The organism is Rhizobium sp. SVR5-2C, from assembly GCF_056755115.1.
This window is the reverse complement of the sequence record NZ_JBNDHT010000003.1, coordinates 61,169-88,056: the sequence shown is the minus strand read 5'-3', so window position 1 is coordinate 88,056 and position 26,888 is coordinate 61,169. Positions and strand designations below refer to the sequence as shown.

At 61.9% G+C, this 26,888-nt stretch carries 25 protein-coding genes; 10 read left to right on the top strand and 15 right to left on the bottom strand.

The genetic code is table 11. The annotated features are described in order from the left end of the window. Positions 1-54: 54 nt before the first annotated feature. From rpsD to ACPYOI_RS01690, 7 genes are all read right to left on the bottom strand, one after another. Positions 55-672, bottom strand: coding sequence for a 30S ribosomal protein S4 (rpsD, locus tag ACPYOI_RS01720; protein WP_168831134.1), 618 nt, complete (start codon positions 670-672; stop codon positions 55-57). Between the two features lie 226 nt (positions 673-898). Continuing rightward, positions 899-2,413, bottom strand: coding sequence for a helicase HerA domain-containing protein (locus tag ACPYOI_RS01715; protein ID WP_481414962.1), 1,515 nt, complete (start codon positions 2,411-2,413; stop codon positions 899-901). Between the two features lie 156 nt (positions 2,414-2,569). Then, complete coding sequence (locus ACPYOI_RS01710; RefSeq protein ID WP_481414961.1) at positions 2,570-2,896, bottom strand: MmcQ/YjbR family DNA-binding protein; 327 nt, start codon at positions 2,894-2,896, stop codon at positions 2,570-2,572. Between the two features lie 79 nt (positions 2,897-2,975). Continuing rightward, the gene (murI, locus tag ACPYOI_RS01705; protein ID WP_481414960.1) at positions 2,976-3,779 is read right to left on the bottom strand and encodes a glutamate racemase; all 804 of its coding nucleotides are present in this window, start codon (positions 3,777-3,779) and stop codon (positions 2,976-2,978) included. Next, the gene (locus ACPYOI_RS01700; protein ID WP_481414959.1) at positions 3,760-4,590 is read right to left on the bottom strand and encodes an RNA methyltransferase; all 831 of its coding nucleotides are present in this window, start codon (positions 4,588-4,590) and stop codon (positions 3,760-3,762) included. The genes murI and ACPYOI_RS01700 overlap by 20 nt, the downstream gene beginning before the upstream one ends. Before the next feature lie 57 nt (positions 4,591-4,647). Then, positions 4,648-6,624: an FUSC family protein gene (locus ACPYOI_RS01695; RefSeq protein ID WP_481414958.1), complete on the bottom strand. Its 1,977-nt coding sequence runs from the start codon at positions 6,622-6,624 to the stop codon at positions 4,648-4,650. An 88-nt stretch (positions 6,625-6,712) separates the two neighbouring features. Continuing rightward, the gene (locus tag ACPYOI_RS01690; protein WP_481414957.1) at positions 6,713-7,228 is read right to left on the bottom strand and encodes a hypothetical protein; all 516 of its coding nucleotides are present in this window, start codon (positions 7,226-7,228) and stop codon (positions 6,713-6,715) included. Between the two features lie 190 nt (positions 7,229-7,418). On the opposite strand from ACPYOI_RS01690, the gene ACPYOI_RS01685 reads away from it, so the two are divergent. From ACPYOI_RS01685 to ACPYOI_RS01675, 3 genes are all read left to right on the top strand, one after another. Next, a complete protein-coding gene (locus ACPYOI_RS01685) occupies positions 7,419-8,630 on the top strand; it encodes an NADP-dependent isocitrate dehydrogenase (RefSeq protein WP_481414956.1) in 1,212 nt (403 codons plus the stop codon). A 76-nt stretch (positions 8,631-8,706) separates the two neighbouring features. Beyond that, the gene (locus ACPYOI_RS01680; protein ID WP_481414955.1) at positions 8,707-9,150 is read left to right on the top strand and encodes an N-acetyltransferase family protein; all 444 of its coding nucleotides are present in this window, start codon (positions 8,707-8,709) and stop codon (positions 9,148-9,150) included. Positions 9,151-9,238: 88 nt separating this feature from the next. Next, complete coding sequence (locus ACPYOI_RS01675; RefSeq protein ID WP_481414954.1) at positions 9,239-9,865, top strand: glutathione S-transferase family protein; 627 nt, start codon at positions 9,239-9,241, stop codon at positions 9,863-9,865. A 41-nt stretch (positions 9,866-9,906) separates the two neighbouring features. Here the strand turns inward: ACPYOI_RS01675 and ACPYOI_RS01670 are convergent, their stop codons facing one another. The 3 genes from ACPYOI_RS01670 to recA form a co-directional block, all read right to left on the bottom strand. Further along, the gene (locus ACPYOI_RS01670) at positions 9,907-10,395 is read right to left on the bottom strand and encodes an STM3941 family protein (protein ID WP_481414953.1); all 489 of its coding nucleotides are present in this window, start codon (positions 10,393-10,395) and stop codon (positions 9,907-9,909) included. A 24-nt stretch (positions 10,396-10,419) separates the two neighbouring features. After that, positions 10,420-13,080 carry an alanine--tRNA ligase gene (gene alaS / locus ACPYOI_RS01665; protein ID WP_481414952.1) on the bottom strand — a complete coding sequence of 887 codons (2,661 nt, stop codon included), beginning with the start codon at positions 13,078-13,080 and terminating at the stop codon, positions 10,420-10,422. A gap of 155 nt (positions 13,081-13,235) precedes the next feature. After that, on the bottom strand, positions 13,236-14,324 hold the full coding sequence (recA, locus tag ACPYOI_RS01660; RefSeq protein WP_168831121.1) for a recombinase RecA: 1,089 nt from the start codon (positions 14,322-14,324) through the stop codon (positions 13,236-13,238). A gap of 232 nt (positions 14,325-14,556) precedes the next feature. Between recA and ACPYOI_RS01655 the strand changes: the two genes are divergently transcribed. Then, positions 14,557-15,501, top strand: coding sequence for a carbohydrate kinase family protein (locus tag ACPYOI_RS01655; protein ID WP_481414951.1), 945 nt, complete (start codon positions 14,557-14,559; stop codon positions 15,499-15,501). A 30-nt stretch (positions 15,502-15,531) separates the two neighbouring features. Continuing rightward, positions 15,532-16,458 carry a pseudouridine-5'-phosphate glycosidase gene (locus ACPYOI_RS01650; protein WP_481422496.1) on the top strand — a complete coding sequence of 309 codons (927 nt, stop codon included), beginning with the start codon at positions 15,532-15,534 and terminating at the stop codon, positions 16,456-16,458. A 27-nt stretch (positions 16,459-16,485) separates the two neighbouring features. Here the strand turns inward: ACPYOI_RS01650 and cckA are convergent, their stop codons facing one another. Next, entirely contained in the window at positions 16,486-19,092 is a 2,607-nt protein-coding gene (gene cckA, locus ACPYOI_RS01645) for a cell cycle histidine kinase CckA (protein ID WP_481414949.1), read from the bottom strand. Between the two features lie 277 nt (positions 19,093-19,369). Between cckA and ACPYOI_RS01640 the strand changes: the two genes are divergently transcribed. Beyond that, positions 19,370-20,401: a flagellar biosynthetic protein FliO gene (locus tag ACPYOI_RS01640; RefSeq protein WP_481414948.1), complete on the top strand. Its 1,032-nt coding sequence runs from the start codon at positions 19,370-19,372 to the stop codon at positions 20,399-20,401. A 68-nt stretch (positions 20,402-20,469) separates the two neighbouring features. On the opposite strand, the gene dksA is transcribed toward ACPYOI_RS01640, so the two are convergent. Further along, entirely contained in the window at positions 20,470-20,889 is a 420-nt protein-coding gene (gene dksA / locus ACPYOI_RS01635) for an RNA polymerase-binding protein DksA (RefSeq protein ID WP_168831116.1), read from the bottom strand. A 276-nt stretch (positions 20,890-21,165) separates the two neighbouring features. Between dksA and ACPYOI_RS01630 the strand changes: the two genes are divergently transcribed. From ACPYOI_RS01630 to ACPYOI_RS01615, 4 genes are all read left to right on the top strand, one after another. Then, positions 21,166-21,660, top strand: coding sequence for a SixA phosphatase family protein (locus tag ACPYOI_RS01630; protein ID WP_168831115.1), 495 nt, complete (start codon positions 21,166-21,168; stop codon positions 21,658-21,660). Positions 21,661-21,726: 66 nt separating this feature from the next. Continuing rightward, a complete protein-coding gene (locus ACPYOI_RS01625) occupies positions 21,727-23,202 on the top strand; it encodes a YcjX family GTP-binding protein (RefSeq protein ID WP_481414947.1) in 1,476 nt (491 codons plus the stop codon). Continuing rightward, positions 23,199-24,281, top strand: coding sequence for a YcjF family protein (locus ACPYOI_RS01620; protein WP_168831113.1), 1,083 nt, complete (start codon positions 23,199-23,201; stop codon positions 24,279-24,281). The genes ACPYOI_RS01625 and ACPYOI_RS01620 overlap by 4 nt, the downstream gene beginning before the upstream one ends. Positions 24,282-24,492: 211 nt before the next feature. Beyond that, complete coding sequence (locus ACPYOI_RS01615) at positions 24,493-25,044, top strand: hypothetical protein (RefSeq protein WP_481414946.1); 552 nt, start codon at positions 24,493-24,495, stop codon at positions 25,042-25,044. 52 nt (positions 25,045-25,096) lie between these two features. Here ACPYOI_RS01615 and folK read toward each other — a convergent pair whose 3' ends face one another. From folK to folP, 3 genes are read right to left on the bottom strand one after another with little or no spacing between them, the layout of a single operon-like run. Next, complete coding sequence (folK, locus tag ACPYOI_RS01610; RefSeq protein ID WP_481414945.1) at positions 25,097-25,600, bottom strand: 2-amino-4-hydroxy-6-hydroxymethyldihydropteridine diphosphokinase; 504 nt, start codon at positions 25,598-25,600, stop codon at positions 25,097-25,099. Position 25,601: 1 nt separating this feature from the next. Further along, on the bottom strand, positions 25,602-25,976 hold the full coding sequence (gene folB / locus ACPYOI_RS01605) for a dihydroneopterin aldolase (RefSeq protein ID WP_168831111.1): 375 nt from the start codon (positions 25,974-25,976) through the stop codon (positions 25,602-25,604). Then, complete coding sequence (folP, locus tag ACPYOI_RS01600; protein ID WP_481414944.1) at positions 25,977-26,840, bottom strand: dihydropteroate synthase; 864 nt, start codon at positions 26,838-26,840, stop codon at positions 25,977-25,979. Positions 26,841-26,888: the final 48 nt, after the last annotated feature.

Below are 26,888 nucleotides of genomic sequence, written 5' to 3'. Positions count from 1 at the left end.
ACAAAAAAGCCGCCCCTGAAGGCGGCTTTTCCGTATGCGAACGTCTCGCGCTGATTAACGCGAATAGAATTCGACCACCAGATGCGGCTCCATGACGACCGGATAGGGTACGTCGGAGAGCGTAGGAACGCGGGCGAAGGTCGCAACCATCTTGTTGTGATCAACTTCGATGTAGTCCGGAACGTCGCGCTCAGCGAGGCTAACGGATTCCAGAACCGTAACGAGCTGCTTCGACTTCTGGCGAACTTCGATAACGTCGCCGGCCTTGCAACGGTAAGAGCCGATGTTGACGCGTACGCCATTCACGGTCACGTGGCCGTGGTTGACGAACTGGCGGGCAGCGAAAACGGTCGGAACGAACTTGGCGCGATAGACGATCGCGTCGAGACGCGACTCCAGAAGGCCAATCAGCTTTTCAGCCGTATTGCCCTTGACGCGGTTAGCTTCGTCGTAGATCGCACGGAACTGCTTTTCGCGCAGGTCACCATAGTAACCCTTCAGCTTCTGCTTGGCGCGCAGCTGCACACCGAAGTCCGAAAGCTTGCCCTTGCGGCGCTGACCATGCTGGCCCGGGCCGTATTCGCGGCGGTTCACCGGGGACTTCGGACGGCCCCAGATGTTTTCGCCCATACGGCGGTCAATCTTGTACTTGGACGATTCGCGCTTGCTCATCGTATTTCCTTTCAGAGTGTTAGGACGGTTCGTTGCCAAACCGCGTGAAGGAAACACGCCCTCCTTTGGCTTTCTCTCGAAAGCCCGACAGGATCATCCGGTTACGCGAACAGGACAAATCCACGGGACATGTCAAATGAAACACCGGACATCTCTGCCCGGTGCTGGCGCGGTGTTTATGGGTTCGTCGTGAAAATGTCAACAGCGACTTGCCCGAAAAGCCAAGCTATTCCGCCGCTTGCGGTTGATCGCTGCTATCCGGTGCATTCGCGTCACCCGGCGCCGTCTGGCAGTTCATGTCCGGGAAAGCCACGATGCGTTTGCCGGAGAAATCCGTGTGCACGACGATCGTCCCCTGTTCCTCGAAATAACCGAGAAGACGGCGCGCCCGACGCGCCGAGTGCGTCCCGTAGGCACGGGCGATGCGGGCGTCCGACGGGCATGGCTCGCCGCAGACCGCGGCCTTGGCGAGCATCAGGAACACGCCCTGCAGATCGTCGGTCACCGTCGCCGACAGCGACAGAGCTGTCGCCCAGGCATCGGTTGCGGCAGTCGCAGCATCGACGCCGGAACGCGAGATCGCAACACGCCGGCGGAAATCCGGCAAGGAGATCGGCGGCCCGGGCACGCGACGCATGCGCAGGCGCACCAGGAATTCCTGGTAGAGCACCGAATCCGTCCGGAAACCCGACGCGGGATCATCGAGGATTTCAGCCAGCACGGCCGACAAGCGTTCCTCGCGCTCTTCGGCGGAAAGCTCCGGCTGGCTGGCGCGCGGCTCGGCCGGCGCAGCGGTCGCTGCAGGCGCCGAGCGAGAAAGCTCGGCCAGAATGTCGGTCGTCGGACGTGGCGCTGGCGGTGCACGCCGAACGAGCGGCCGCTGAAATTCCTCCGGGTCCGGCGTGAAGATCAGGTCTTCCACATCCTGCGGCGCGTCCGGCAGCGGCATCAGCTTCGGGCTGTTGGAACGGGCCGAGGTCTCGACCGCGCCGATCTCAATCGGCAGCGGACGCCGCGACAGCGCCGGACCAAGCGCTACGAAATTCCCGCGCTTCAGATCGCGGAACATCTCGGCCTGACGCCGGTCCATGCCGAGAAGGTCGGCGGCGCGCGCCATGTCGATATCGAGAAAGGTGCGGCCCATCAGGAAGTTCGAAGCCTCCGCCGCAACGTTCTTGGCAAGCTTGGCCAGACGCTGGGTAGCGATCACGCCGGCAAGCCCCCGCTTACGACCGCGACACATCAGGTTGGTCATCGCGCCAAGCGACATCTTGCGCGCATCTTCCGCGACATCGCCACCGACCGATGGCGCAAACATCTGCGCTTCGTCGACCACGACCAGAACTGGATACCAATATTCGCGATCGGCATCGAACATGCCGTTGAGAAAGGCCGCCGCCGCTCGCATCTGCTCTTCGAGATCAAGGCCTTCGAGCGTCAGCACGCAGGAGACGCGGTGCTGACGGATGCGGTTGGCGATGCCCGCAAGCTCCGCCTCGGTCCGCTCGCCGTCGACGACCACATGGCCGAACCGGTCGCTAAGTGTGACGAAATCGCCTTCCGGATCGATGACGACCTGCTGCACCCATGGCGCCGACTGTTCGAGCAGCCGCCGCAGCAGATGCGACTTGCCGGAACCGGAATTGCCCTGCACGAGAAGGCGGGTCGCCAGCAGCTCCTCGATATCGAGCGTCGCCGGGCTGTTGCCGGACGCCATTCCCATATCGATACCAACCTGCAATGCAACGATCCTATTCAGATGAGACTCAATAATGCGGAGCGCCATTGTCCTGAAACGGCGCGCTCCCGTCTATCAAAGATTTCCCAGCATTTCGCCCTTACATTTCTAAAACCCACAGCGAATGCGGACATTTAGGCCGGCCACGCCGTCCGGACTTCATCGCCGCGCTGGTTTTCTGGGCTGAGCACGCTCCCAGGCCATGCGCAATGCATTCTCGAGATCCTCCTCGCCCAGCCGCGACAGATCGGCAGTCGTCCAGCCCTGCCTGCCCCAGGCATTCGGCACCGGCGAGAAGGCCTCCGGCAGCATCATGCATTTGAACTGCTGTTCGTCGGGCGTGAACTTGAAATTCGCCGTCCGGCTGTCGGCGGCGAGCGTGACGTAGTTCCGCGCGACCTTGAATGCCATGCGGTCGAAATGCGGGGCCTCGACCGTACCCTCCAGAGAGAGTGCGATACGCCGCAAGTCCTCGCCCGTCGCCATTGCACTATCTCCGACGCTGATCCGACTGTGAGCGTTATTTCTAGCACGATTGCTTCCCGGAAGCGTCGAGCATCCGCCCTCAGCCGACCTTCAGCCCGAAGCCCTGTATCAGCCGCCGCGTGGCGAAGTCGGGATTGCCAGAGGTGAACACTGCGAAGTCGAAGCCATCGGGATGAACCGCCCCGGCCACGTGCGGCACGAGGCTGCGGGCGCGCCTTGCAATGGCTTCCGCGGGGTCGAGCCAGTCCACCGGCCAGGGCGCCAGGCGGCGAAAGACATTGGCCATGAACGGGTAATGCGTGCAGGCCAGCACGATGATATCGGTCTTGCGGCCGTCCTTCTCGACGAAGCATTGGTCGATCTCGGCATAGACTGCGTCGTCGGAAACGGCATCTCCGCGAATGTAGGCTTCCACCATCCGCGCCAGGTTTTCCGAGCCGACGAGCCGCACATGGCACTGCTGCGCGAAGGACTGGATGAGATCGCGCGTATAGGCACGCTTCACGGTTCCGGGGGTCGCGAGCACCGATACGAGGCCCGAGCGTGTCCGCTCCGCCGCAGGCTTGATCGCCGGCACGGTGCCGACGAACGTCATCTGCGGGAAGGCCGCGCGAAGATCGGCGCCGACCAGCGTAAAAGCCGTGTTGCAGGCAATGATGCAGACTTCCGGATCGTATTCCGCAAGCAGCTTGGCAAAGAGATCGATGACGCGCTCCTTGAGCGCCTGCTCCTCCCAGCCGCCATAGGGAAATCCGGCATCGTCGGCGACGTAGAGGAAACTGCGTTCGGGCATGAGCACGCGGGCTTCGCGGAGCACGGTGAGCCCCCCGATGCCGGAATCGAATACCAGAACCGGTTTCAGCTCATTCGCCGCTGCTGTCATCTTTCTGCTGTTCCTTGATGTCTGCAGGGAACCGGCCACCGCGCGGTGACTTGCGCGAGAAGCGGTCGAGGGAGGAGATCACACCGCGCAACACGCTAATTTCCTGTTCCGTGAAGGCGCGCCGCGAGAGAACTGCGCGCAGGTTGTCCACCATTTTGGGCTTTTTCCCGGCAGGATGGAAATAACCGCGCGCATCCAGCGCCTCTTCCAGCTGATCGAACAGGCCGAAGAGCTGTTCCTTGGTCGACTGCGTCTGCGACATCGCCTGAAACGGCACCGCTCCGGCGTCTTCCATGCCGGATTTCATCCATTCATAGGACATCAGGAGAACCGCCTGCGCGATGTTCAACGAGGCAAAGGCAGGGTTGACGGGGAAGGTGACGATCTCGTCGGCAAGCGCCACTTCCTCGTTGGTCAGCCCCCAGCGTTCACGTCCAAACAGGATGCCGGTCCCCTCGCCTGCGCGAAACTTCGCGCGCAGCGTCTCGGCCGCAACCACCGGCGACCGGACGGGCTTGAATCCATCCCGCTCGCGCGCTGTCGTCGCATAGACGAAATTCAGGTCGGCAACCGCCTGCTCCAATGTGTCATAAACCTTCGTGGCTTCGATGACGTGATCGGCCTTGGAGGCCGCGGCCTGCGCCTTCTCGTTCGGCCAGCCGTCGCGCGGATTGACTAGGCGCAACTCCGCAAGGCCGAAATTCGCCATTGCGCGCGCCACCATGCCGATGTTCTCGCCCATCTGGGGCTCCACCAGAATGATGACCGGCCCCTCGGCCAGAAGTTTACGCTCGCTGTTCGTGCCTGCCATGAAACGCCGTCCTTGCTTTCAATGCGGAATAGCTTTGCTCAGCGCAAACGGCAAGGCCTATGCTTGCGGGTAAAGCCGGTCGAGCATGCCGCCGATCATTTCCGCGGCAAGCCGGGCGCCGCCGCGTGAAAGCGGTAAATGCCGCCCCGCCGAAGCCGGTGTCGTCCGCTCGACGAAGAAGCATTCGGAGCGGCGTGCGGAAATCGTACCGAGCCTCGATCTTGCATCGGCAATCGATGCCCTCATGTCCTCGTCTTCCGAAATGTCCGCCCCGAAAGTCCCGGCCATGAGGCGAGCCCAATAGGTCGTGGCCAGAAAAGTCGCCAGCGTCCGCCTGATCCGGCCGGGCCGCGTCACCAAGGACCAGGACGAACCGAGCGGGCGCGCCGCAACGGTCAGGTCGCGATAAGCCGCATCGAGTTCTTGCGAAAACGGGATCAGCTCGAAACGGGACTTGCCATCAAGCGCTGCGGCAAGCAGCACATCGAGCGCCGAGTACCATTTCTTGAGGGCCGCATCCAGCGCTCCGCGCGTTCGCGCGGGAAACACCAGAAATGCGACGGCCGTTCCTGCGAGCACGCCGATCAGCGTTTCCCCGATACGCAACCGCAGCAGATCGAGCGTCAGTGCGCCGGTCAACCCGTAAACCAGACAAAGCACAATCGATACGAAGAACGTCATCGTCGCGTAGGAGACCGACAGGAAATAGAACCCGAGGAAAATGCAGAGGACAGCGACCGGAACGGCAATCGCCTGATGACCGGAAAGCAACGTCGCAAGTGCGAGCCCGATGGCAATGCCGAACAGCGTCCCCAGCGACCGCTGCAGCGCTTTCATGGCCGTGTCGCCGCGCGAATTCGTGTTGATGAAGACCAGGAAGGACGCAAGCACCGCCCAGAACCAGCGTTCGCGCGACAGCAGGAGCCCGAATGCCATCGCCAGCGCCGAAGCAAGCGTGATCTGCAACGACGCTTTGATCAGCGGATTCCGGACCGAAAAATCGATCGCCGGGGCAGCCGGCTTTCCGCTGGCTGCATCGATCGTTGCAAATCCTGAAATTCGGCCTTCCTCGATTGTCTTCGCCAGCTGATGTTTGGCCTGCCCGAGCCACAAGAGCGCGCGGCACGTTTCCACTGCCGCCTTGTCGTCCCCGTCTGCCAACCCGTCCGTCAGCGTGCTCTCACTGCCTTCGATCACCGCGTGGACGAGCGCAAAATCGGGCGGCTTCTGCAGGGTGAGAACGATGGTGCTCTCGGCAGCGAGATGCAGGTCGAACAACCGCACGGCCAGTTCTTCAGCGGGATCCGCTCCGCCGTCGAACACGCCGCCGGGCGGTCGCGGAATGAAGCTTTCCGCCATCAGAACCACTTCCTTCAGCCGCTCCTCGAGCTGCCGCAGCTCCTGCCGGTCGCTCTCTTGAACAAAGCCCTCCGAGGCGAGCGCTGCAAGCTTGAAGAGGATCTGATTGACCCTTCCCTGCACGCTTTCCAGCGACCTCAGGAGGTCGCTCCGCCAGTTGTCGGGCAACATCAGAACGGACACGACCTGTCCGATGGCGGCCGAAACGACGGGCCCGATTGCAATCAGCGGCAACTCGTCGAGCTTCGGGTGGAAATAAGACCCCATGAAATAGGAAAAAAACGCAAACATGCCGATCGCATGACCGCGCGGCCCGAACACCCGGCTCGATGTTGCAAGCAGGATCACTACAAGAAAGACGGCGTCCGACAGGTAGCGGTGCTCTTCAAGGCCTGCCGCAATGCCGAGCGCCACGAGACTGGCGATGCAGCCGAGCAGCCGGGTGACGAGCTGGCGCGAATAGCCCTTGTCGCGCACGGCGACGCCCCCTTCGACCGAAAGCACGATCCCGAGACCATAAGCGACCTGCGGCAGCGGTGTGACCAGGAAATGGAAGGCAATCAGGATGACGGTGGAAAAGACGACCGTCAGCGTTACCCGCGATGCCATGCGAAGCCGAGAAAGCGCCGGATCATTGGCAAGAAGCCAATCGCGAAAGTCAAAGCCGGAAAACAATGTGGACACCTTTCATGCGGCAGATCATGAGATGCCCTTTCTGCGAGATACTGCCGCGCCACCGGAAGCAACTCAAATCCGAACGACGTCAATTGCCGTCGATGATATCCGTCATGATCGCTTTCAGCGAGGTAGACTCCTTCGTCTCGCTGTCCTCGTTGACGATATCGTCAACCACCGGCTTGCCGCCTTCATCGATCAGTTCGAAGCGAACCGTTGAAACCACTTGCGCCTCCGGTCCATCCGCGCAATCCATCTTTCGAAAGCGCACGACGACCTCCGTCTTTCCATTGGCCGGCGGCGGCGTGATCGAAATATCCTTCAGCGGGCACGCATCCTCGCCGTTGACGATCACATCGTAATCGAAGGGCGAAATGCCGTCTTCCATCGCCGGATGCTTTTCGGCCTCATGATACTTCGCGACGAAGTCGCTGCTGAAACGCTGATCGATTTTCGCAGCATCGAAGATGTCGATCCACTCGGTATCGGCGCCCGACCAGTTGCTCACCGTCGCGTCCATGATCTCCTTCACGGGATCGGCAACGTCGGCGGCGTGCAGAGCGCCAGGTGCGGCAAGGAGACACAGCAAGGCTATCGTCTTCATCAAAAATATCCATCGGGCAACAAGCGGTGGCGGGACACTAGCCGAATCCGTGCGCTTGGCAATGGCCGCGCAAAAACCACGCCGCGGGCCGCTTGCGGCTTTGCGTTCCCGGTTCACAATGCTATAGCGCTCCGGACCCTATCACCCACCGGGACACCTGTTCCCATGCTAGCTTGAACGAGGCAGATACATGAAGAAGATCAAGGTCGCCAATCCCGTCGCCGATCTCGACGGCGATGAAATGACGCGCATCATTTGGCAGCTTATCAAGGACAAGCTGATCCATCCGTATCTCGACCTCAACATCGACTACTACGACCTCTCGGTTCAGAACCGCGACGCCACCAACGACCAGGTTACCGTTGATGCGGCCAACGCCATCAAGAAGTACGGCGTCGGCATCAAGTGCGCGACGATCACGCCGGATGAAGCGCGCGTGAAGGAATTCAACCTCAAGGAAATGTGGAAGAGCCCCAACGGCACGATCCGCAACATCCTGGGCGGCGTCATCTTCCGCGAGCCGATCATCTGCAAGAACGTTCCGCGCCTCGTTCCGGGCTGGACGCAGCCGATCGTCGTCGGCCGTCACGCTTTCGGCGACCAGTACCGCGCGACCGACTTCAAGTTCCCGGGCAAGGGCAAGCTGACCATCAAGTTCGTCGGCGAAGACGGCCAGGTCATCGAGAAGGAAGTCTTCAACGCGCCGGGCTCCGGCGTCGCCATGGCTATGTACAACCTCGATGAATCGATCCGCGAATTCGCCCGCGCCTCGATGATGTACGGTCTGATGCGCAAGTGGCCGGTTTACCTCTCCACGAAGAACACCATCCTCAAGGCCTATGACGGCCGCTTCAAGGACATCTTCGAGGAAATCTACGAGACCGAATTCAAGGATCAGTTCAAGGAAGCCGGCATCACTTACGAGCACCGTCTGATCGACGACATGGTCGCCTCGGCCCTCAAGTGGTCCGGTGGTTATGTCTGGGCCTGCAAGAACTACGACGGCGACGTTCAGTCCGACACTGTCGCGCAGGGCTTCGGTTCCCTCGGCCTCATGACCTCGGTTCTGCTGACGCCGGACGGCAAGACGGTTGAAGCCGAAGCCGCTCACGGCACGGTTACCCGCCACTACCGCCAGCACCAGAAGGGTCAGGAAACGTCGACGAACTCGATCGCCTCGATCTTCGCCTGGACCCGCGGCCTCGCACACCGCGCCAAGCTCGACGACAACGCAGAACTCGCCAAGTTCGCTTCGACCCTCGAAAAGGTCTGCGTCGACACCGTCGAAGCCGGCTTCATGACCAAGGACCTGGCGCTCTTGATCGGCCCCGATCAGCCCTGGCTCTCCACGACGGCGTTCCTCGACAAGATCGACGAGAACCTTCAGAAGGCCATGGCATAAGCCATCAGAAAGAAGCAAAACGAGCGGCGGGGATTTCCCCGCCGTTTTCGTTTCAACGGCAATAAGGGAACAGAAAATGACGACAATCCGCCTGCTTCAACCATCCGATCGTGCCGCCTGGGAGCCGCTCTGGCAGGGCTACCAGCGCTTCTATGAAGTCGCCATTCCGGCCGCGACGACCGAGCTGACTTGGTCGCGGTTCCATGATCCGGCGGAACCAATGCACGCCTTCGGCGCCTTCGACGAGACCGGCCGCCTCGTTGGCATCGTGCATGCAATTTTTCATCGATCCACATGGCTTCCGCAATGGACCTGCTACCTGCAGGACTTATACGTCGAGGCGGACCAGCGCGGTCTCGGAACCGGCGCAGCACTCATCGACAGGGTTGCCGATCTCGCCCGCGAGCACGGAGCCGGGCGCCTCTACTGGATGACGCACGAGACGAACGAGCGGGCACAGCGGCTCTACGACCAGATTGCACAGCGCTCCGGCTTCATTCAATACCGCAAACAGCTGTGATTGTTGCCACGAATTGACCGTCGCCTCTGTTAGGCATTGCCGCATCGTTCGCCTGCGCCAGATATCAGGCACCGAGGAGGAGATTATCATGAGCGAAGAGCTGGTGTTCTACACCAATCCGATGTCGCGCGGCCGTATCGCCCGCTGGATGCTTGAGGAGACAGGCGCTCCCTACCGCACGGAAATCATGAGATTCGGCGACACCATCAAGTCGCCTGAATACCTGGCCGTGAACCCGATGGGTAAAGTGCCTGCCATCAAGCATGGCAAGACGATAGTCACGGAATGTGCCGCGATCTGCGCCTATCTCGCCGAGACCTTCCCGGAAAGAGAGCTCGCTCCGAAGCCGGAAGAGCGCGGCAGCTATTATCGCTGGATGTTCTTCGTCGCCGGACCGCTCGAAGCAGCAGCTACCAATAGTGCGCTCGGCTTTGTAACCCCTGCAGAAAAGGCTCGCATGGCCGGCTACGGCAGTTTTGCCGATGTGATGGACACGCTCGAAAAGGCTGTAATCGAGAACCCCTATATCGCCGGCGATCGCTTTACCGCCGCCGACGTTTACGTCGGCTCCCACATCGGCTGGGGTCTGGGCATCGGCACGATCGAGAAGCGGCAGGGTTTCGTGGATTATGCCGCCCGCGTGGCCAATCGCGAAGGCTACCGGCGAGCCACCATGCTGGACGACGAAGCCATGAAGGCGATGCAGGCCGCATGAAATAACATAGCGGCAGAGGCTACGGCCGAAAATCGGCCGCGCTATTCCTCGCCGCGCTTGCCGACCAGCTCGAGTACGCGATCTGCGGGCATAGTAAGCCCGCTCATGGCGACGGTGATGAAGTCTTCGGACTTGCCCATCGCCTTGTTGTTGAGCTTGGTCATGCGCCGAAGCGAGAGCGCGGCCACAGCCTGCGGCTTGATTTGCAGCTCGATGAATTTCTGCCGATGAACCTGGAAGAGGCGGGCGGCAAGCAGATCATCCCACTTGATCCGCTCTTTGGCCGCATCAGGAATCATTAGACCCTCGGCAGAAAAATCGAGTGCCGGTCGGCGGTCCAAAGCCTTGATAAGCAGGAGGATGAAGCTGATGAAGAAGAAGCCGCCGCCGATGATGCCGATCAAAAGGGGCAGATTGCCTGCCCCTTCCCGCTGGTAGCCGCCGAAGCCGACAAAGCCAAGCAGCACCGCCATCACCAGGGCAAGCAGCGTCAGCCCGACCATCTTTGCCTGCGAGCGATAAACCTTCATCGAAGCCCCAACCTATTGCGATACTCAGCCAGCAAGCGCTGCCGCGACAGCCTCGATCGCGTCTTCGGCCTTGGATCCGTCGGGCCCACCGGCCTGCGCCATATCCGGTCGCCCGCCGCCGCCCTTGCCGCCAAGAGCGGCCGATGCGACGCGCACCAGATCGACGGCGCTGAACCGTCCCGTCAGGTCCGGCGTCACGGCGACGACTGCGCTCGCCTTGCCGTCTTCGGAAACACCGATCAGCGTCACGACTCCCGAGCCGATGCTGGACTTGCCGTCGTCGGCGAGCCCCTTCAGATCTTTCGGGTCGACACCTGTGACTGCCTTGCCCAGAAACTTCACACCGGCAACTTCGCGTGCGGCATCGGCCGATCCACCCTGTCCGCCGCCCATGGCAAGCTTGCGCTTGGCATCCGCCAGTTCGCGCTCCAGCTTGCGGCGCTCGTCCACAAGCGCTTCGACGCGCGAGAGCACTTCGGAAGGCTGAACCTTCAGCGACGAAGCAAGCGATTTCACGCGTTCGTCCTGTTCGGTCAGATATTCGCGGGCGGTTTCACCGGTCACCGCCTCGAGGCGGCGAACGCCGGCCCCGACCGCGCTCTCACCGAGGATGCGAACCAGGCCGATCTGGCCCGTCGCCGAGACATGCGTGCCGCCACAAAGCTCGATCGAGTAAGGCTTGCCGGCCTTCGTGCCGCGCACGCCCTCACCCATCGCAACGACGCGCACTTCATCGCCGTACTTCTCGCCGAAAAGCGCCATGGCACCCTCGGCAATCGCGTCATCGACGCTCATTAGGCGCGTCGTGACCGGCGCGTTCTGCAGCACGATCTCGTTGGCCATGTCCTCGACGACCTTGAGCTCCTCGGCGGACATCGGCTTCGGATGCGAGACGTCGAAGCGCAGGCGCTCGGGTGCGACCAGCGAGCCCTTCTGCGCCACATGCGTGCCGAGCACTTCGCGGAGCGCCTCGTGCAGCAAGTGCGTTGCCGAGTGGTTCGCCCGCAGCCGCGACCGGCGTGCATGGTCGACGGTCAGCGCGACGGCGTCGCCCGCCTTGATCGAACCTTCGGCGACGATACCGGAATGCACGAAGAGGCCTTCGCCCTTCTTCTGCGTGTCGGTGATCTCGACCTTCGCGTGATCCGAGCTGATGATGCCGGTATCGCCCACCTGACCGCCGGATTCGCCGTAGAATGGCGTCTGGTTGACGACGATCTGCACCTTGTCGCCGGCGGTAGCGGATTCGACGGCAGCGCCATCCTTGACGATCGCCTGAACGACACCTTCGGCCGTCTCGGTATCATAGCCCAGGAATTCGGTTGCGCCGTGCTGTTCCTTGAGCTCGAACCAGATGGTCTCGGTCGCTTTGTCGCCGGAACCCGCCCAGTGCGACCGGGCTTCCGCCTTCTGGCGCCCCATTGCATCGGTAAAGCCGGCCAGATCCACGCCGATCTCGCGGGCACGCAGCGCATCCTGCGTCAGGTCGAGCGGGAAACCGTAGGTGTCATAGAGCTTGAATGCCGTCTCGCCATCGAGCATGTCGCCCTTGCCAAGCGTCGTCGTGGCATCCGAAAGCAGCGACAGGCCACGTTCCAGCGTCTTGCGGAAACGGGTTTCCTCAAGCTTCAGCGTCTCGGAGATCAGCGCTTCGGCGCGTACCAGCTCGGGATAGGCGCGGCCCATCTGCTGGACCAACGCCGGCAGCAGCTTCCAGATCAGCGGTTCCTTGGCACCCAGCAGCTGGGCATGGCGCATGGCGCGGCGCATGATGCGGCGCAACACGTAGCCGCGGCCTTCGTTCGACGGTAGAACACCATCAGCGATCAGAAACGCCGAGGAACGCAGATGGTCGGCGATGACCCGGTGGCTCGCGCGGCGCTCGCCCTCGGCCTTCACGCCGGTCGCCTCTTCCGAAGCTTCGATCAGCGCCCGGAACAGGTCGATGTCGTAGTTGTCGTGCTTGCCCTGCAGCACGGCGGCAACGCGTTCCAGCCCCATGCCGGTGTCGATGGAGGGACGCGGCAGGTCGACACGCTCTTCCTTCGTCACCTGCTCGTACTGCATGAAGACGAGGTTCCAGATCTCGATGAAGCGGTCGCCATCCTCCTCGGGCGAACCCGGCGGGCCGCCCCAGATCTGCTCGCCATGATCGTAGAAGATTTCCGAACAGGGGCCGCAAGGGCCGGTATCTCCCATCGCCCAGAAATTGTCGCTGGTCGGAATGCGGATGATCTTGTCATCCGGAAGGCCGGCGATCTTCTTCCAGAGGTTAAAGGCGTCGTCGTCGGTGTGATAGACGGTGACCAGCAGGCGCTTGGCGTCGAGACCGAATTCCTTGGTGATCAGGTTCCAGGCAAGCTCGATCGCGCGCTCCTTGAAATAATCGCCGAACGAGAAGTTGCCGAGCATTTCGAAGAAGGTGTGGTGGCGCGCGGTATATCCGACATTGTCGAGGTCGTTGTGCTTGCCGCCGGCGCGAACGCATTTCTGCGCCGTCGATGCGGTCTTGTAGGGGCGCTGTTCCAGACCGGTGAAGACGTTCTTGAACTGCACCATCCCGGCATTGGTGAACATCAGCGTCGGGTCGTTACGCGGCACGAGCGGGCTCGACGGCACGATCTCGTGGCCGTTCTTCTTGAAATAGTCGAGAAAGCTCGACCGGATATCATTCACACCGCTCATGCTATGCCCTTCAATGCTGCCCGAGGCAGGTCAAAACTCAAATCCAGTGGCTTTTAACGTTCACCCTTGCCACTGTCCAGCAGACAAACAAAACCGGCCGCATTCTGGTCAGGAATGCGGCCGGTTTCGATATGCCGGAGTGGCAGCTGTAAAAACTACATATCCGTGTCGGTGTCGCCATCGTTGGCGTCCGGTCCACCATTCTGCAGGAACCGGTCGGCGATAAGACCCGCATTCTGACGAAGGGCCATCTCGATCTCGCGGGCGAGATCCGGATTGTCACGCAGGAAGAGCTTGGCGTTCTCGCGGCCCTGGCCGAGACGCTGGCTGTTGTAGGAGAACCAGGCACCGGACTTCTCGACGATGCCGGCCTTGACGCCGAGATCGACCAGCTCGCCGGTCTTCGATACGCCTTCACCATACATGATGTCGAATTCGACCTGCTTGAACGGAGGCGCCATCTTGTTCTTGACGACTTTGACGCGGGTCTGGTTGCCGATCACCTCTTCGCGCTCCTTGACCGCGCCGATGCGGCGGATGTCGAGGCGGACAGAGGCGTAGAACTTCAGCGCGTTTCCGCCCGTCGTCGTTTCCGGCGAGCCGAACATGACGCCGATCTTCATGCGGATCTGGTTGATGAAGATGACCATGGTGTTCGACTTGGAGATCGACGCCGTCAACTTGCGCAGCGCCTGGCTCATCAGGCGCGCCTGAAGGCCTGGAAGACTGTCGCCCATCTCGCCCTCGATTTCGGCACGCGGCGTCAGCGCCGCAACCGAGTCGACAACGAGAACGTCGACCGCTCCCGAGCGTACCAGCGTATCGGTGATTTCGAGTGCCTGCTCGCCGGTATCCGGCTGGGAGATCAAAAGGTTCTGGAGATCGACGCCGAGCTTGCGGGCATAGACCGGATCGAGCGCATGTTCCGCATCCACGAATGCGCAGATGCCGCCCTTCTTCTGCGCTTCGGCGATCGTCTGCAGTGCCAGCGTCGTCTTGCCCGAGCTTTCCGGTCCGTAGATTTCGATGATGCGGCCCTTCGGAAGACCGCCGATGCCGAGCGCGATATCGAGGCTGAGGGAACCGGTCGATACCGTTTCGACCTCGATGACGCTCTCGTTCGCGCCAAGTTTCATGATCGAGCCCTTGCCGAACGACCGCTCGATCTGTGAGAGTGCCGCTTCAAGTGCCTTGCTTTTGTCCACCGATTTGTCCTCTACAAGCCGCAATGTATTCTGTGACATTCGATCCACCTTTAGGTTATTGAAGCCGCTCTAGCAATGTCGCCGTTGATATCGGGTTTGTACGCCATTTGTTCTCATTTCGCAAGTGGGGTCCAAATGGTTGAAAGAAAAAGGCAAAACGGTCTGTGTTCTACGTTTGTTTTATTGATGCAAAGCAACGGCTTAGATTGCGGCGCAAGCACGCGGGGGCTCCTCTGCGGCCCCGTCGATTCGATCATCGGGAACTGAAGACATGAAGAACAGGATTCTCGTTCTCGGCGGCGCGCATATCGATCGGCGCGGGCGTATCTCCGGCGAGACGGCGCCGGGGGCCAGCAACCCCGGCGAATGGTTCGAGGAGCCGGGCGGCGGCGCCTTCAATGCCGCCAGGAACCTCGCGCGGCTCGGCTTCGATGTGACGATGATTTCCCCGCGCGGCGGCGATCCGACGGGCGAATTGGTGACGGAGGCAGCCTACGCGGCCGGTATCGACGACCGGCCCTTCGTCTTTCTCGACCGCAAGACCCCAAGTTACACCGCGATAATCGAGCGGGATGGCAATCTGGTGGTGGCGCTGGCCGACATGGAACTCTACCGCTACTTCGTCCCGCGACGGCTGGCGATCCGCTGGGTGCGCGAAGCCTTCGCCGCCACCGACCTCATCCTTTTCGACGCAAACCTGCCGGAAGATACGATCACCGCGCTCGTGAGCCGCGCCAATGCGCTCGGCAAACCGGTTGCCGCGATCGCCATATCCCCGGCAAAGGTCGTCAAGCTCAGGCCTTCCATTAGTGGCATCGACCATCTTTTCCTCAACGAGGCGGAAGCCGCGGCCCTGACCGGCCGGCGCCCGGAGAGGCCGGAAGACTGGCTGTCACTGCTCGGCGACATGGGCCTCAAAGGCGGCGTCGTCACGCGCGGGCAGCGCGAGCTGATCGCTTTCGGCCCGGATGGCGCCTTCTGCCTGCAGCCTCCATCGGTCGAGACCGTCGCCGACGTCACCGGTGCAGGCGACTCGCTCGCAGCCGGCATCCTTTCCGCCTTGATGCACGGGGCGCCGCTCGAGGAGGCCATCCGGCATGGCGCGGCGGCGGCCGCGCTGACCGTCCAGTCGCCGCATGCCGTCAATGAAAGGCTGACACCCAGCCTGCTTGCGGACACACTGGCTCTTGTTCAGAGCGCAAGAATTCTGCATTGAATCTGCAGCACCGATGAAACGGAAGAGACAATGACCAAACCGATCTCCCCTCTCCTGCCGGTCTCCTATTCCAAGGAGGTTGCCGCTGCAAAGCAGCGCGGCGCGCCGCTGGTGGCACTCGAATCGACCATCATCACCCATGGCATGCCTTACCCCGGCAATATCGAAATGGCCCGCAGCGTCGAGGCGATCATCCGCGAGCAGGGTGCAGCGCCGGCAACGATTGCCGTCATTCACGGCATTCTGCATGTCGGGTTGGAGCCGGAGGAGCTCGAGAAGCTCGCGCAGGAAAAAGACGTGATGAAGGTCTCGCGTGCCGACCTCGCCTTCGCAGTTGCCGAGCGCCGCACGGGCGCCACAACGGTTGCCGCAACGATGATTGCGGCGGCCCGCGCCGGCATCAAGGTCTTTGCCACCGGCGGTATCGGCGGCGTACATCGGGGTGCCGAAGAAAGCTTCGATATCTCCGCTGACCTGCCGGAACTTGCCCGCACCGGCGTCATCGTCGTCTGCGCCGGCGCCAAGGCGATCCTCGACATTCCGAAGACACTCGAAGTGCTGGAAACCAGCGGCGTCCCGGTCGTCACCTACGAAAGCGAAGAGTTTCCGGCCTTCTGGTCGCGCTCCTCGGGCTTGAGAAGCCCCCTGTCGCTGAACAGCCCGGCCGCCATCGCCAATTTCCAGGCCACCCGCGAGCAGCTCGGCATCGACGGCGGCATGCTCGTTGCCAATCCGGTCCCGGAAGCCGACGAGATCCCGCGCGAGGAGATGGAGATCTATATCGAGCGGGCGCTGGACAGTGCCGAGCGCGATGAAATCTTTGGCAAGGCCGTTACGCCCTATCTCCTCAGCACCATCTTCGATCTGACGGAAGGCCGCAGCCTTAAGACCAATATCGCGCTGGTCGAGAACAACGCACGTCTGGCAGCCGAGATCGCCGTCGCACTGGACGATTGAAGTCCGCGGGAGGCGCTTGCCGCCTCCCTATTCGCTTTCGAGAGTTTCCTTGACGACGACGGCAAGCTGCTTCAGCGAGAAGGGCTTCGGCAGGAAGCCGAACTTGGCGTCCGGCGGCAGATTGCGGGCAAAAGCGTCTTCCGCATAGCCGGAAACAAAGATGAACTTCATGTCCGGATATCTCTTGCGCAGTTCGCGCAACAGCGACGGCCCGTCCATTTCCGGCATGACGACATCCGAAACGACGACGTCCACCTTGCCGTCCAGTTCGTCCATGATGTCGAGTGCTTCGGTGCCTGAACCTGCCTCGTGGACCGTATAGCCGCGGGTCTCCAGCATTCGCTTGCCGCCCCGGCGCACTGCCTCCTCGTCCTCGACGAGCAGGATGACGGCATTGCCCGTCAGGTCTTCCGGCTGCTCCGGCTGAGCTGCGGCCGCCTGCTCGGACTGTCCGGCTTCCATCACCTCGAGAGCTTCGGCCTCGGCGGCAACAGCCGCATCGGCAATATGGCGAGGCAGGAAGATGCGGAACGTGGTTCCCTTGCCGACTTCGGATTCCGGCTGAATGTAGCCGCCGGATTGCTTGACGATGCCGTAGACCATCGCAAGCCCGAGACCCGTTCCCTTGCCCACCTCCTTGGTCGTGAAGAAGGGCTCGAAGATCTTGTCCATGATCTCGGGCGCGATCCCGGTCCCCGTGTCGGCGACCTCGACCAGCACCATATCCTCATGCGGCATGTAGGAATAATTGAACCCGGCCACCTCGGCCGCCGTCACGTTGCGGGTGCGCAGCGTCAGCTTGCCGCCCTCGGGCATGGCATCGCGCGCGTTGACGCAAAGATTGATCAGCACCTGCTCGAACTGCGACAGGTCGGTCTTTACCGGCCAGAGGTCGCGGCCGTATTCGACATCGAGCTTGACGTTTGTGCCGGACAGCAACCGGTCGACGAGCATGCGCAGATCGCCGACGACATCCGTGAGGGTCAAGACGGTCGGCCGCATCGTCTGCTTGCGCGAGAACGCCAGCAGCTGGCGCACGAGAACGGCCGCGCGGTTGGCATTGCGCTTGATTTCCATCAGATCGGCAAAGCTTGCATCGGCGGGACGCGCCTGCAGCAGCAGATGGTCGGAAGACAAAAGGATCGCCGTCAGCACGTTGTTGAAGTCGTGCGCTATGCCGCCCGCAAGCGTGCCGACTGCATTCATTTTCTGCGTCTGGGCCATCTGGGCTTCCAGCGCCTTCTGTTCCGTCGTCTCGACGGCGTAGACGATGGCCGCTTCTTCCGGCGCCTCGTCGCTTTGATCGATGACGGCGTTGACGTAGAAGCGGAAATGCCGCCCTTCGTCGTTCGGCATGCGTGAATCGATCGGCGCAATATCGCCCTGGCGGTCCTTCGCGGCGGCCAGCGCATCCGTCAGCCTCTGGCGGTCGCTTTCCTGAACGATGACTTCGAGGGCTGCGCCATTGTCGACATCGTCGCGCGACACGATGCCGGAGAAGAGCTTGAGGAACGGCGCATTCGTGCGAAGGATACGGCCGTTCCCGTCGACCGACGCGATCGCCATCGGCGTGTTGTTGAAGAAGCGTGTAAAGCGCATCGCGGCAGCCGAAGCCGACTGCTCGCTCTCGGTGCCCGCCTGCCGCCTTAGCACGATCGTCCGGCTTTCGCCCGGTGCGCCGTCGCGTGTGGACGTCACGCTGTGGACAATCTGAACCGGCAGGCTCTGGCCGTTCGCCTTCTTGAGGTCGAGGTCAAGCGTGTCCGTCTTCTTGAGCCCGGGCTCGGCCTGCACCGATTGGATGAGAGCCAGCCCGCCGCCCGCCACGAGATCGCCGATCGTCATCGACCCTGGCACAAACTTGGTGAGATCGACTCCCAGCCATTCGGCAAGCGTCGCATTCACGTAGAAGATCTCGCCCTTGCGCCCCGCTGAGAAGAAGCCGGCCGGCGCATGGTCAAGATAGTCGATCGCGTTCTGCAGTTCCTTGAAGAATCGCTCCTGGTCGTCCCGCTCGGAGGTGATGTCGCTGATCTGCCAGATATGCAGGGGCTTTCGGGGGCTCTCCTCGGTTTTCAGCGTTCGCGCCTTGAGGCGGTACCAATGAGCGCCCGAACCGTTCGACGACGGCCCAAGAGCCCGCAGCAGACGGAATTCCTCCTGCCCCTCCCGGCCCTCTCGAAGCCCGTTCGTCAGCCGGTACAACGCCTCGTTCGACTCCCGATGCCGGGAAAGCAGCGCTTCAAGCGTCTGGACCTCGGTCGGCTTGCGCGCGCCGGTGAGCTTCCCGTAGGCAGCGTTGGCGTAGATGATGCGGCCCTTCTCGTCGGTAATCAGCGAACCGTCGGGGTGGCTGTTGAGAAACGACCGGGCGAGGCTGTCCGATTGCCGTTGCGGCATCACTTCGATGAAGCCGATGACCGAGGAAACCAGGAAGAAGATGCCGACCATTGCCAGCACGCCAAGGACACCAAGCACCATCTGGTTATCGAGTGACTCTTTGAAGAAAACAAATGCTGCCGCGGCAGCAACAAGCACCAGCGCCAGAAGAATGATGCGAACAGCCGTCCCGGAGCGCCCTCCGCGATCCACGATCGGGGCGTTGTAGTCGTCAGCCTGACGTGGTGTCGTCATCTATTCCTCGCATGAGCCTGTCTGGCTTTGTGATAATCTTAAGACAAAGCAGGAATCAGGCGTTCGTTCATTATTAGCAATTTGCGGCGCTTGCAAAAACACTGTGAGTGGCCAAGAAAGCTTGAATTCACAGGCAACAGGGCCAGTTTCGCAACCAAGTATTTCCGGATGAAACCTGCGCTTGCGACGCCGCCGTGACTGGACAAGCATGCGACCTATTGCCTAAGGAATTGAAAAGCCGTCACATATGATGAGGCCGCAACGGGAGTAAAGGATCATGTTCGACGATGTAATGGGCGCTTATGGCAGCCGTTTCCTCCTCGCAGCCGGCGGGGTCGGCATCGCCCTGCTGGTCTTGATCGGCATCTTCTGGATCCTCCGCAGCCGGGCGCCTTCGCCTTTCGTGCGCGGCGGCAAGAATCGTCAGCCCCGTCTGCAGGTTCTGGATGCGGCAGCTGTCGATACGCGCCGCCGGCTGGTGCTCGTGCGCCGTGACGATGTCGAGCATCTCATCATGATCGGCGGCCCGACCGACATCGTCATCGAAAGCCGGATTGGGCAGGAGAGCGAAGATCGATTCGAGCCCGCTTTCAAGCCCATACCGGCGCCCCAGCCTACCCCGGTGATCGCAGCGCCAGAACCGCCGGTGGTGCCGCAGCCGAAGCTGGCAGCACCCGTCGAGCGTGAAGCTGAAGCGCCGGAGGTCCGAACTCCTGCGCCCGCCGTCGAGCCACGTTCTGGTCCCCCCGAACGCGTTGTTGCGGCGCATCCTGCACCGGCGCCCGCAATACCGCCTATGGCGGCGCCACCGGTTCCGGCAGCAAACATCGAACCCGAGACCGCCCCGTCTGCTGCACAGCCGCCCGTCATTCCAAGGGCTCCCGAAAAGGCTCCGGAACGCCCAGTCGCCCCGGTTGTGGAGGCAGCCAGCGCCGCCGATGTCCTCGATGCCGCGCGCCAGCGGGTGCTGCCGCAGCAGCGATTGGAGCCGCAGCTCTCGACCCGACCGGCGCAAAGCCCGCCAACCGTCGAGCAAGGCATACCGGTGGTCAGAGGCGAGGCAGCCGCCGCCGCTCCAAAGAGCTCAGTCAGCGATTTCGAACGGATCCTTCAAGAAGAGATGGACAATACGCTGGCTGCGCAGCGCGTCGTACCTGTTGCCAACGCCCCTGCCCGGCCTGCTCCGTCGCCGTCCGGCAGCCTGCCGCGCCGCGATCCGGAAATGGCGCCGATCACCGGCGCCGATTCCGACCTACAGAAGGAAGTGGCGCGTATCTTTGGCGAGATGAGCGTCAACCGCGAAAAATAAGCGCGCTGCGCGAACAAAAAAGGCACCGCGACGGCGGTGCTTTTTTTGTTTGAGGAGCGCCTGAAGGCCTATTCGTCCCGATAGACCTTTTCGCGCCGCTCGTGGCGCTCCTGCGCTTCGATCGACAGCGTTGCGATCGGCCGCGCGTCGAGACGCTTGATGCCGATCGGCTCGCCTGTTTCCTCGCAATAGCCGTAGGTACCGTCTTCGATACGCTGCAATGCTGCATCGATCTTGGAGATCAGCTTTCGCTGCCGGTCGCGGGCCCGTAGTTCAATCGCCCGATCTGTTTCGGAAGAAGCCCGGTCTGCGAGGTCCGGATGATTGGCGCTTTCCTCAGCGAGATGGTCCAGTGTCTCGCGCGCTTCTCTAAGGATGTCGTTTTTCCATGCGACCAGCTTAGCTCTGAAGTAAGCCCGCTGGTTTGTGTTCATAAATTCCTCGTCCTCCGAGGGAACGTAACTGCTAAGATCGATCTTCTCACTCAACGCGATTCTCCTGAAGAACATCTCATCTGGCCGGGTGTATATCCCAAGCGCCGTCGCCGATTCAAGCCAAATACGACACGTTAACAGATTTTTAAATCTGTCATATTTTTACGCTAACAGGCTATTTTCCAAGCACTATTAGGACTGCTGGATTTTGCTTCTTGTTCAAGATGACGTGTTGTAGTTCGTGTTTTGTGCGGCAAGCGGCGCGGATGCGGTTGACGCCGGCGATCGGCGGAGGCTACTGAAAAGGTTCATTCGCTCGTGGATTCTTCTATGGCCGCAATTTTGCCTCCGCCTTCACGAATCTATCTGTTGCGGCATGCCGAGGCCGCCTGGGCGCAGCCCGGCGAACGGGATTTCGACCGGCCGCTGAGCGACAAGGGTTATGACGAGGCGGAAATCGTCGCCGACCGCGCAGCCGACAAAGGCTACCGGCCGGATCTTTTGATCAGCTCCACCGCAAGGCGTTGCCGCGAGACCACCGATGCCATGCATCGTGCAATGGGGCTGTCGCTGGATATCCGCTACGTCGATGAGCTCTACAACGCCACCCCACAGATCTACTTCGAGATCATCGATTCCCAGACGGTCGGCTCCGTCATGCTCGTCGGTCATAATCCGACGGGCGAGCTAACACTGGAAGCGCTCATCGGCCACGATGCCCTGCTCCGCGCACTGCCGGGCGGCTTTCCCCCGGCCGGCCTTGCGGTCCTCGATTTCGACAACGGTTCCGCGAGCTGGAAGCTGACCGACTTCCTGCGCGATTAAAGCCGCTTCTTTTTGTGGACGGCTTCCCGTCCTATATGCTTGAGCACTGACAACCGGAAACCCGCCTTGCCGCCAAGCCTGACATCATTCGCCGACGACGCGCGCATCGCACTCGACAATCTCGCGGATCGCGCCTCAAGCCTCGTGAATCCGGCCATCCGCCTCGGGGTCACCGGGCTCTCCCGCTCAGGCAAGACCGTCTTCATCTCGTCGCTCGTGCATAACCTGCTGCACGGCGGGCGCTTGCCGCTTTTCGAGCCCGTACAGTCCGGCCGGGTATCGGCCGTCCGCCTGGAGCATCAACCGGACGACGCGGTGCCGCGATTCCAGTATGAGGATCACATCCGCGCTCTGGTGAAAGAGCGGATATGGCCGGATTCGACCCGCGCCATTTCCGAACTGCGCATCACGCTGGAGTATCAGAGCGCCAGCGGCTGGAACCGTCTGTTTTCGCCCGGCCGCCTCTCGATCGATATCGTCGATTATCCCGGAGAATGGCTGCTCGATCTGCCGCTTCTTGCCAAGGACTACAGGACATTCAGCGAGGAAACGCTGGAGCTCGCCCGCAAGGGTGTCCGCGCGGAACTCTCCCGCGACTGGCTGGCAGTCACCGGGGCGGCCGACGTCGACGCGCCGGCCGATGAGATGCGCGCACGCGATCTCGCCGCCGCTTTCACCGGCTACCTGAAGGCCTGCAAGGCCGACGAGCGCTCGTTGTCGACATTGCCGCCGGGCCGCTTTCTATTGCCCGGCGATCTTGAGGGATCGCCCGCGCTCACTTTCGCGCCTCTCGAATTTCCATCCAAAGGCAAGCCCGCCAAGGGATCGCTCTGGGCGATGATGGAGCGCCGCTACGAGTCCTATAAAGCCGTCGTCGTCAAACCTTTCTTCCGCGAACATTTTGCGCGGCTCGACCGCCAGATCGTTCTTGTCGATGCGCTGCAGGCCCTGAACCGCGGCCCCGAGGCGATGCAGGACCTGGAACGGGCGCTGACCGACGTTCTTGCCTGTTTCCGCCCCGGCACCAACTCACTCCTCTCCTCGCTTCTCGGCCGCCGCATCGATCGTGTTCTTGTCGCCGCCACAAAGGCCGATCATCTGCATCACGAGAGCCACGACCGCCTGGATGCACTGACGCGCCGTCTCGTAGATCGCGCCATTCAGCGGATTGGTATGGCTGGCGCTGGCATCGACGTCATGGCGCTTGCCTCCGTGCGCGCCACCCGCGAGGCGACCGTCAAGCGCGACGGTCACGAATTGCCGGTCATCGTCGGCACGCCGATCGAAGGCGAGACGATCGCCGGTGAACGCTTTGACGGCCTCAGGAAGACGGCTATCTTTCCCGGGGATCTTCCGGAAAACCCGGAGAGCCTGTTCGACAGCATTGAATCCGGAAGCCCAGATGCCCAATTGCCGGACGTGAATGTCGTTCGCTTCCGGCCGCCGCAGCTCGAGGAAACCGGTGCCGGCATAAAGCTCTCGGTACCGCATATCCGGCTCGACCGGGCCATGCAGTTTCTGTTTGGAGACCGTCTCGCATGAGCAAACCCGCCTCAGGAGATTCAGATCTGCCGCGCCGCGCCCCGGCCGCCTTCGCCTACGAGGACGATCCGCGCCCCGTTGAGACGGAAAAGAAGGCCGAACGCCGCAAACCCGCAAGCTTTGGCGGCGAAGTGGTGCTCACCCCGGACGAGGAGGACCCCTTCCTCAACCCGGACGGGGATATCGCCCCCTTCCCCGTCGCCGCGCCGCGCAAGAGGCGTACGTCCTTCGCCAAGATCGCCCTTGGCGCCTTCGGTGTGCTCCTGTCGCTCGCCTTCGGTCTCTGGACCGACAGCCTGATCCGCGATCTCTTTTCCCGTGCGGACTGGCTGGGCTACACGGCGCTGGCGGCGCTCGCGATCGGCATCCTCGCAGTCATCGCCATCGTGATCCGCGAGACCGCGGGCATCATGCGCCTTGCCGCGGTTCAGACCATCAAGGCGGAGGCGGAGGCCGCCATCCTTGAGACGAAGCCCGCCAGGGCGCGTGCCCTGGTGAAGAACCTTGCAAGTCTGCTTGCTGGCAAGCCCGAGACCGCCAAGGGCCGCGCGACCCTGACGGCCGCCGAAGGCGACATCATCGACGCACCGCATCTCGTCGCGCTCGCCGAACGTGAATTGCTGGCGCCTCTGGACCGGCAGGCGAGAGCGCTGATCGTCAATGCATCCAAACGTGTTTCGATCGTCACTGCCGTTAGCCCCCGTGCCGTCGTCGATCTGCTCTATGTCCTGTACGAAGCCTCGCGCCTGATCCGCGCCATGGCGGAGCTCTATGGCGGCAGGCCCGGCACGCTCGGCATGATCCGCCTGATGCGGGACGTTCTTGCTCATCTCGCCGTCACCGGCTCCATCGCCGTCGGCGACAGCCTCGTACAGCAGGTTCTCGGTCATGGCCTCGCCTCCAAGCTCTCGGCCCGGCTCGGCGAAGGCGTCATCAACGGGCTGATGACCGCCCGCATCGGCATAGCGGCGATGGATCTCTGCCGTCCGCTTGCCTTTCGCGCGCTGAAGCGCCCCGGGATCGGTGATTTCATCGGCGATCTCGCCCCGTCGATGGCGGCGCGCACGAGCAACAAATGACATCGCTGTCGTTTTTCTGCCCGCCCGCCTTCCGTAACGGACGAATGCGCGAACGATAGGAAGTTCAGCGTATTAGCGGCAGAAATTGAATCCTGCGGTATTTCAAAACTCCTTTACTTCCAGTGCATTTCGGCACATTGGAAACTAAGCATTAACCATTATTCGGCAAAACTCCGAGCTACGAACGGGTGGTGGTTGCCAAGGAAAATCCATGTATTCGCGCAAGTTTCTCTTCGTATGCGGGCTCGCCGCCGCGGCCTTGTTTCCAATGGCAGATGGTACGACGGCTGCCAGCGCCGCGACACGCGACAAGGCTTTCTTCGAATCTGTAGCGGGCACTTGGCGGGGTCCGGGCGAAATCGTCGCCGGCAAATACAAGGGCACGAAATTCAGCTGCAATCTGATCGGCTCGGCCGTGAACGACGGCGGGACGGGCATCAAGCTGGATGGGTCCTGCCGCGTGGGCGTATTCAAGCAGCCGATGACAGCCGTGATCGCGCAAGCGGGTAGCAGCTATAAGGGCAAGTTCCTCGATGGTGCCGCCGGCAAGGGTCTCGACGTGGTCTCGGGAACCGTCACACAGGATACGGTCGTCGTCGGCTTGAACCGCGCCAAGCTGAACGGCGCGATGATCGCACGCGTCCGCGACGACAAGACGATGAACGTGACCGTGTCCGTCAAGGTCGACGACCGCATGATCCCGGTCATCGGCCTCACGCTGACCCGCCAGGTCGATGAAATGACCGTCGGCTCCGTTCAGTAAGAAATACGGTCATACGGGAACATGAAGCGGCGGTTCTCCGCCGCTCTTTTTGTCAGCTGCTGCGCCACCAGTCGCGGTCGGCATCGGCAACCTCGATGCCCTGGATATCCGCGTCGGAAAGCCAGTCTGCCACCGTCCGACCCTTGACGATGAGGCCCGGCGCTATATCGGCAAGCGGCGTGAGAACGAACCCGCGGTCGGTCATGCGCGGATGCGGCAGCTCCAGTCGCGGCGCCTCCTGCTCCAGATTGCCGAAAGTCAGCAGATCGATGTCGAGCGTGCGCGGCCCCCAGCGCTCGATGCGCTCGCGTTTCATGTCTCGCTCGATACCGAGACAAACGTCGAGCAGCGCCTCCGGTTCGAGCCGCGTGTCAAGCGCCGCGCATGCATTGAAGAAGAAGGATTGGTCCGTCTTGCCCCAGGGCGGCGTGCGATAGAGCAGCGAAACCGCGACGACGCGGCAATCATCACGCGCGTCGAGCAGCCGCAACGCGGCAGCCATTGATTTCACGGGATCGCCGAGATTGCCGCCCAGCCCAAGCGTCGCGGACCTCACATCAACGGCCGGCAAAGTGTTCAATGCTCACCTGTACGAAATCGAGAACGCCTGGCACCGGCGCATTCGGCTTGCGCACCGTAATCTTGGCGCGCGTGATCTGGTGGAACTTGTCGCAAAGGCCCTTGGCGATATCGAGTGCCAGCGATTCGATCAGATAACGGCGCCTGCCTGTCACGATCTCCTCGATGACTGCGAAGGCGACTCCGTAATTCACGGTATCGTCGATCGAGTCGCTTTCGAGAGCGTCCCCCGCAATGACATCGAGCTCGGCATCCACGAAGAATCGCTGGCCGAGGAACTCCTCTTCGTCGTGCACGCCGTGACGCGCGAAGAAGGCGCAATTTTGCAGCGTGATTGTATATTGCATGCCCATTCAGCCTTCTCCCCGCTCGAAATTCCTGCGCGCAGCCAGCATAGCATCCGCCATGACCAGTGCGTCCCTGTTGATTGCGACATTGTGCACCCGGAAAACCGCTGCGCCCTGCAACCGCAAAAGCGCACTTGTCGCTGCCGTCGCAACATCGCGCTCAGCCGCGTCGTGCCCTGTCACCGTGCCTATGAAGCGTTTGCGCGAGGTCCCGGCGATGAGCGGCAATCCGAAACGGTGCAGCTCGGAAAATCTTGCCATCAGCTCCAGGTTCTCATCGGCATCCTTGGCAAAGCCGAACCCAGGATCGAGCACGATCCGCTCACGCGAAACGCCGGCTTCCGCCGCGATCTCCAGAGAGCGAGCGAGAAAATGATGCTGGTCGGCAATCACGTCGGGAAGCTTCTCGCGTTCCCGGCCCGTATGCATGAGGCAGAGCCCGGCGCCGGTATCGGCCGAAACCTTCGCGATCGCCGCATCCTTCTGCAATCCGAAGACGTCGTTGATGATATGCGCGCCGACCCCGACCGCAAGCCGCGCCGTCTCCGCCCGGTAGGTATCAACCGAAATCAGTGCGTCGCTTCTGCCGCGCAGCGCCTCGATCACCGGCAGCACGCGCGCCTGCTCTTCCGAAGGGCTGACCGAGGCAGCGCCCGGACGCGTCGACTCCCCACCGACGTCGATGATCTCCGCCCCGTCTGCGACAGCCTGGAGGGCATGCGCAACGGCGGCATCGACGCTTTCATAACGTCCGCCATCGGAAAAGGAATCCGGCGTTACGTTGATGATCGCCATGATAACGCCACGCGGTCCGAGTTCTATTTCGCGGCCGTGTGCCAGCCGCCAGAAACTGCTTTGAAGCTGTCTCACGGGGGTTATCCCACTGATCAAAAAAGCCTAAGCTCTGTATTGCGCTTG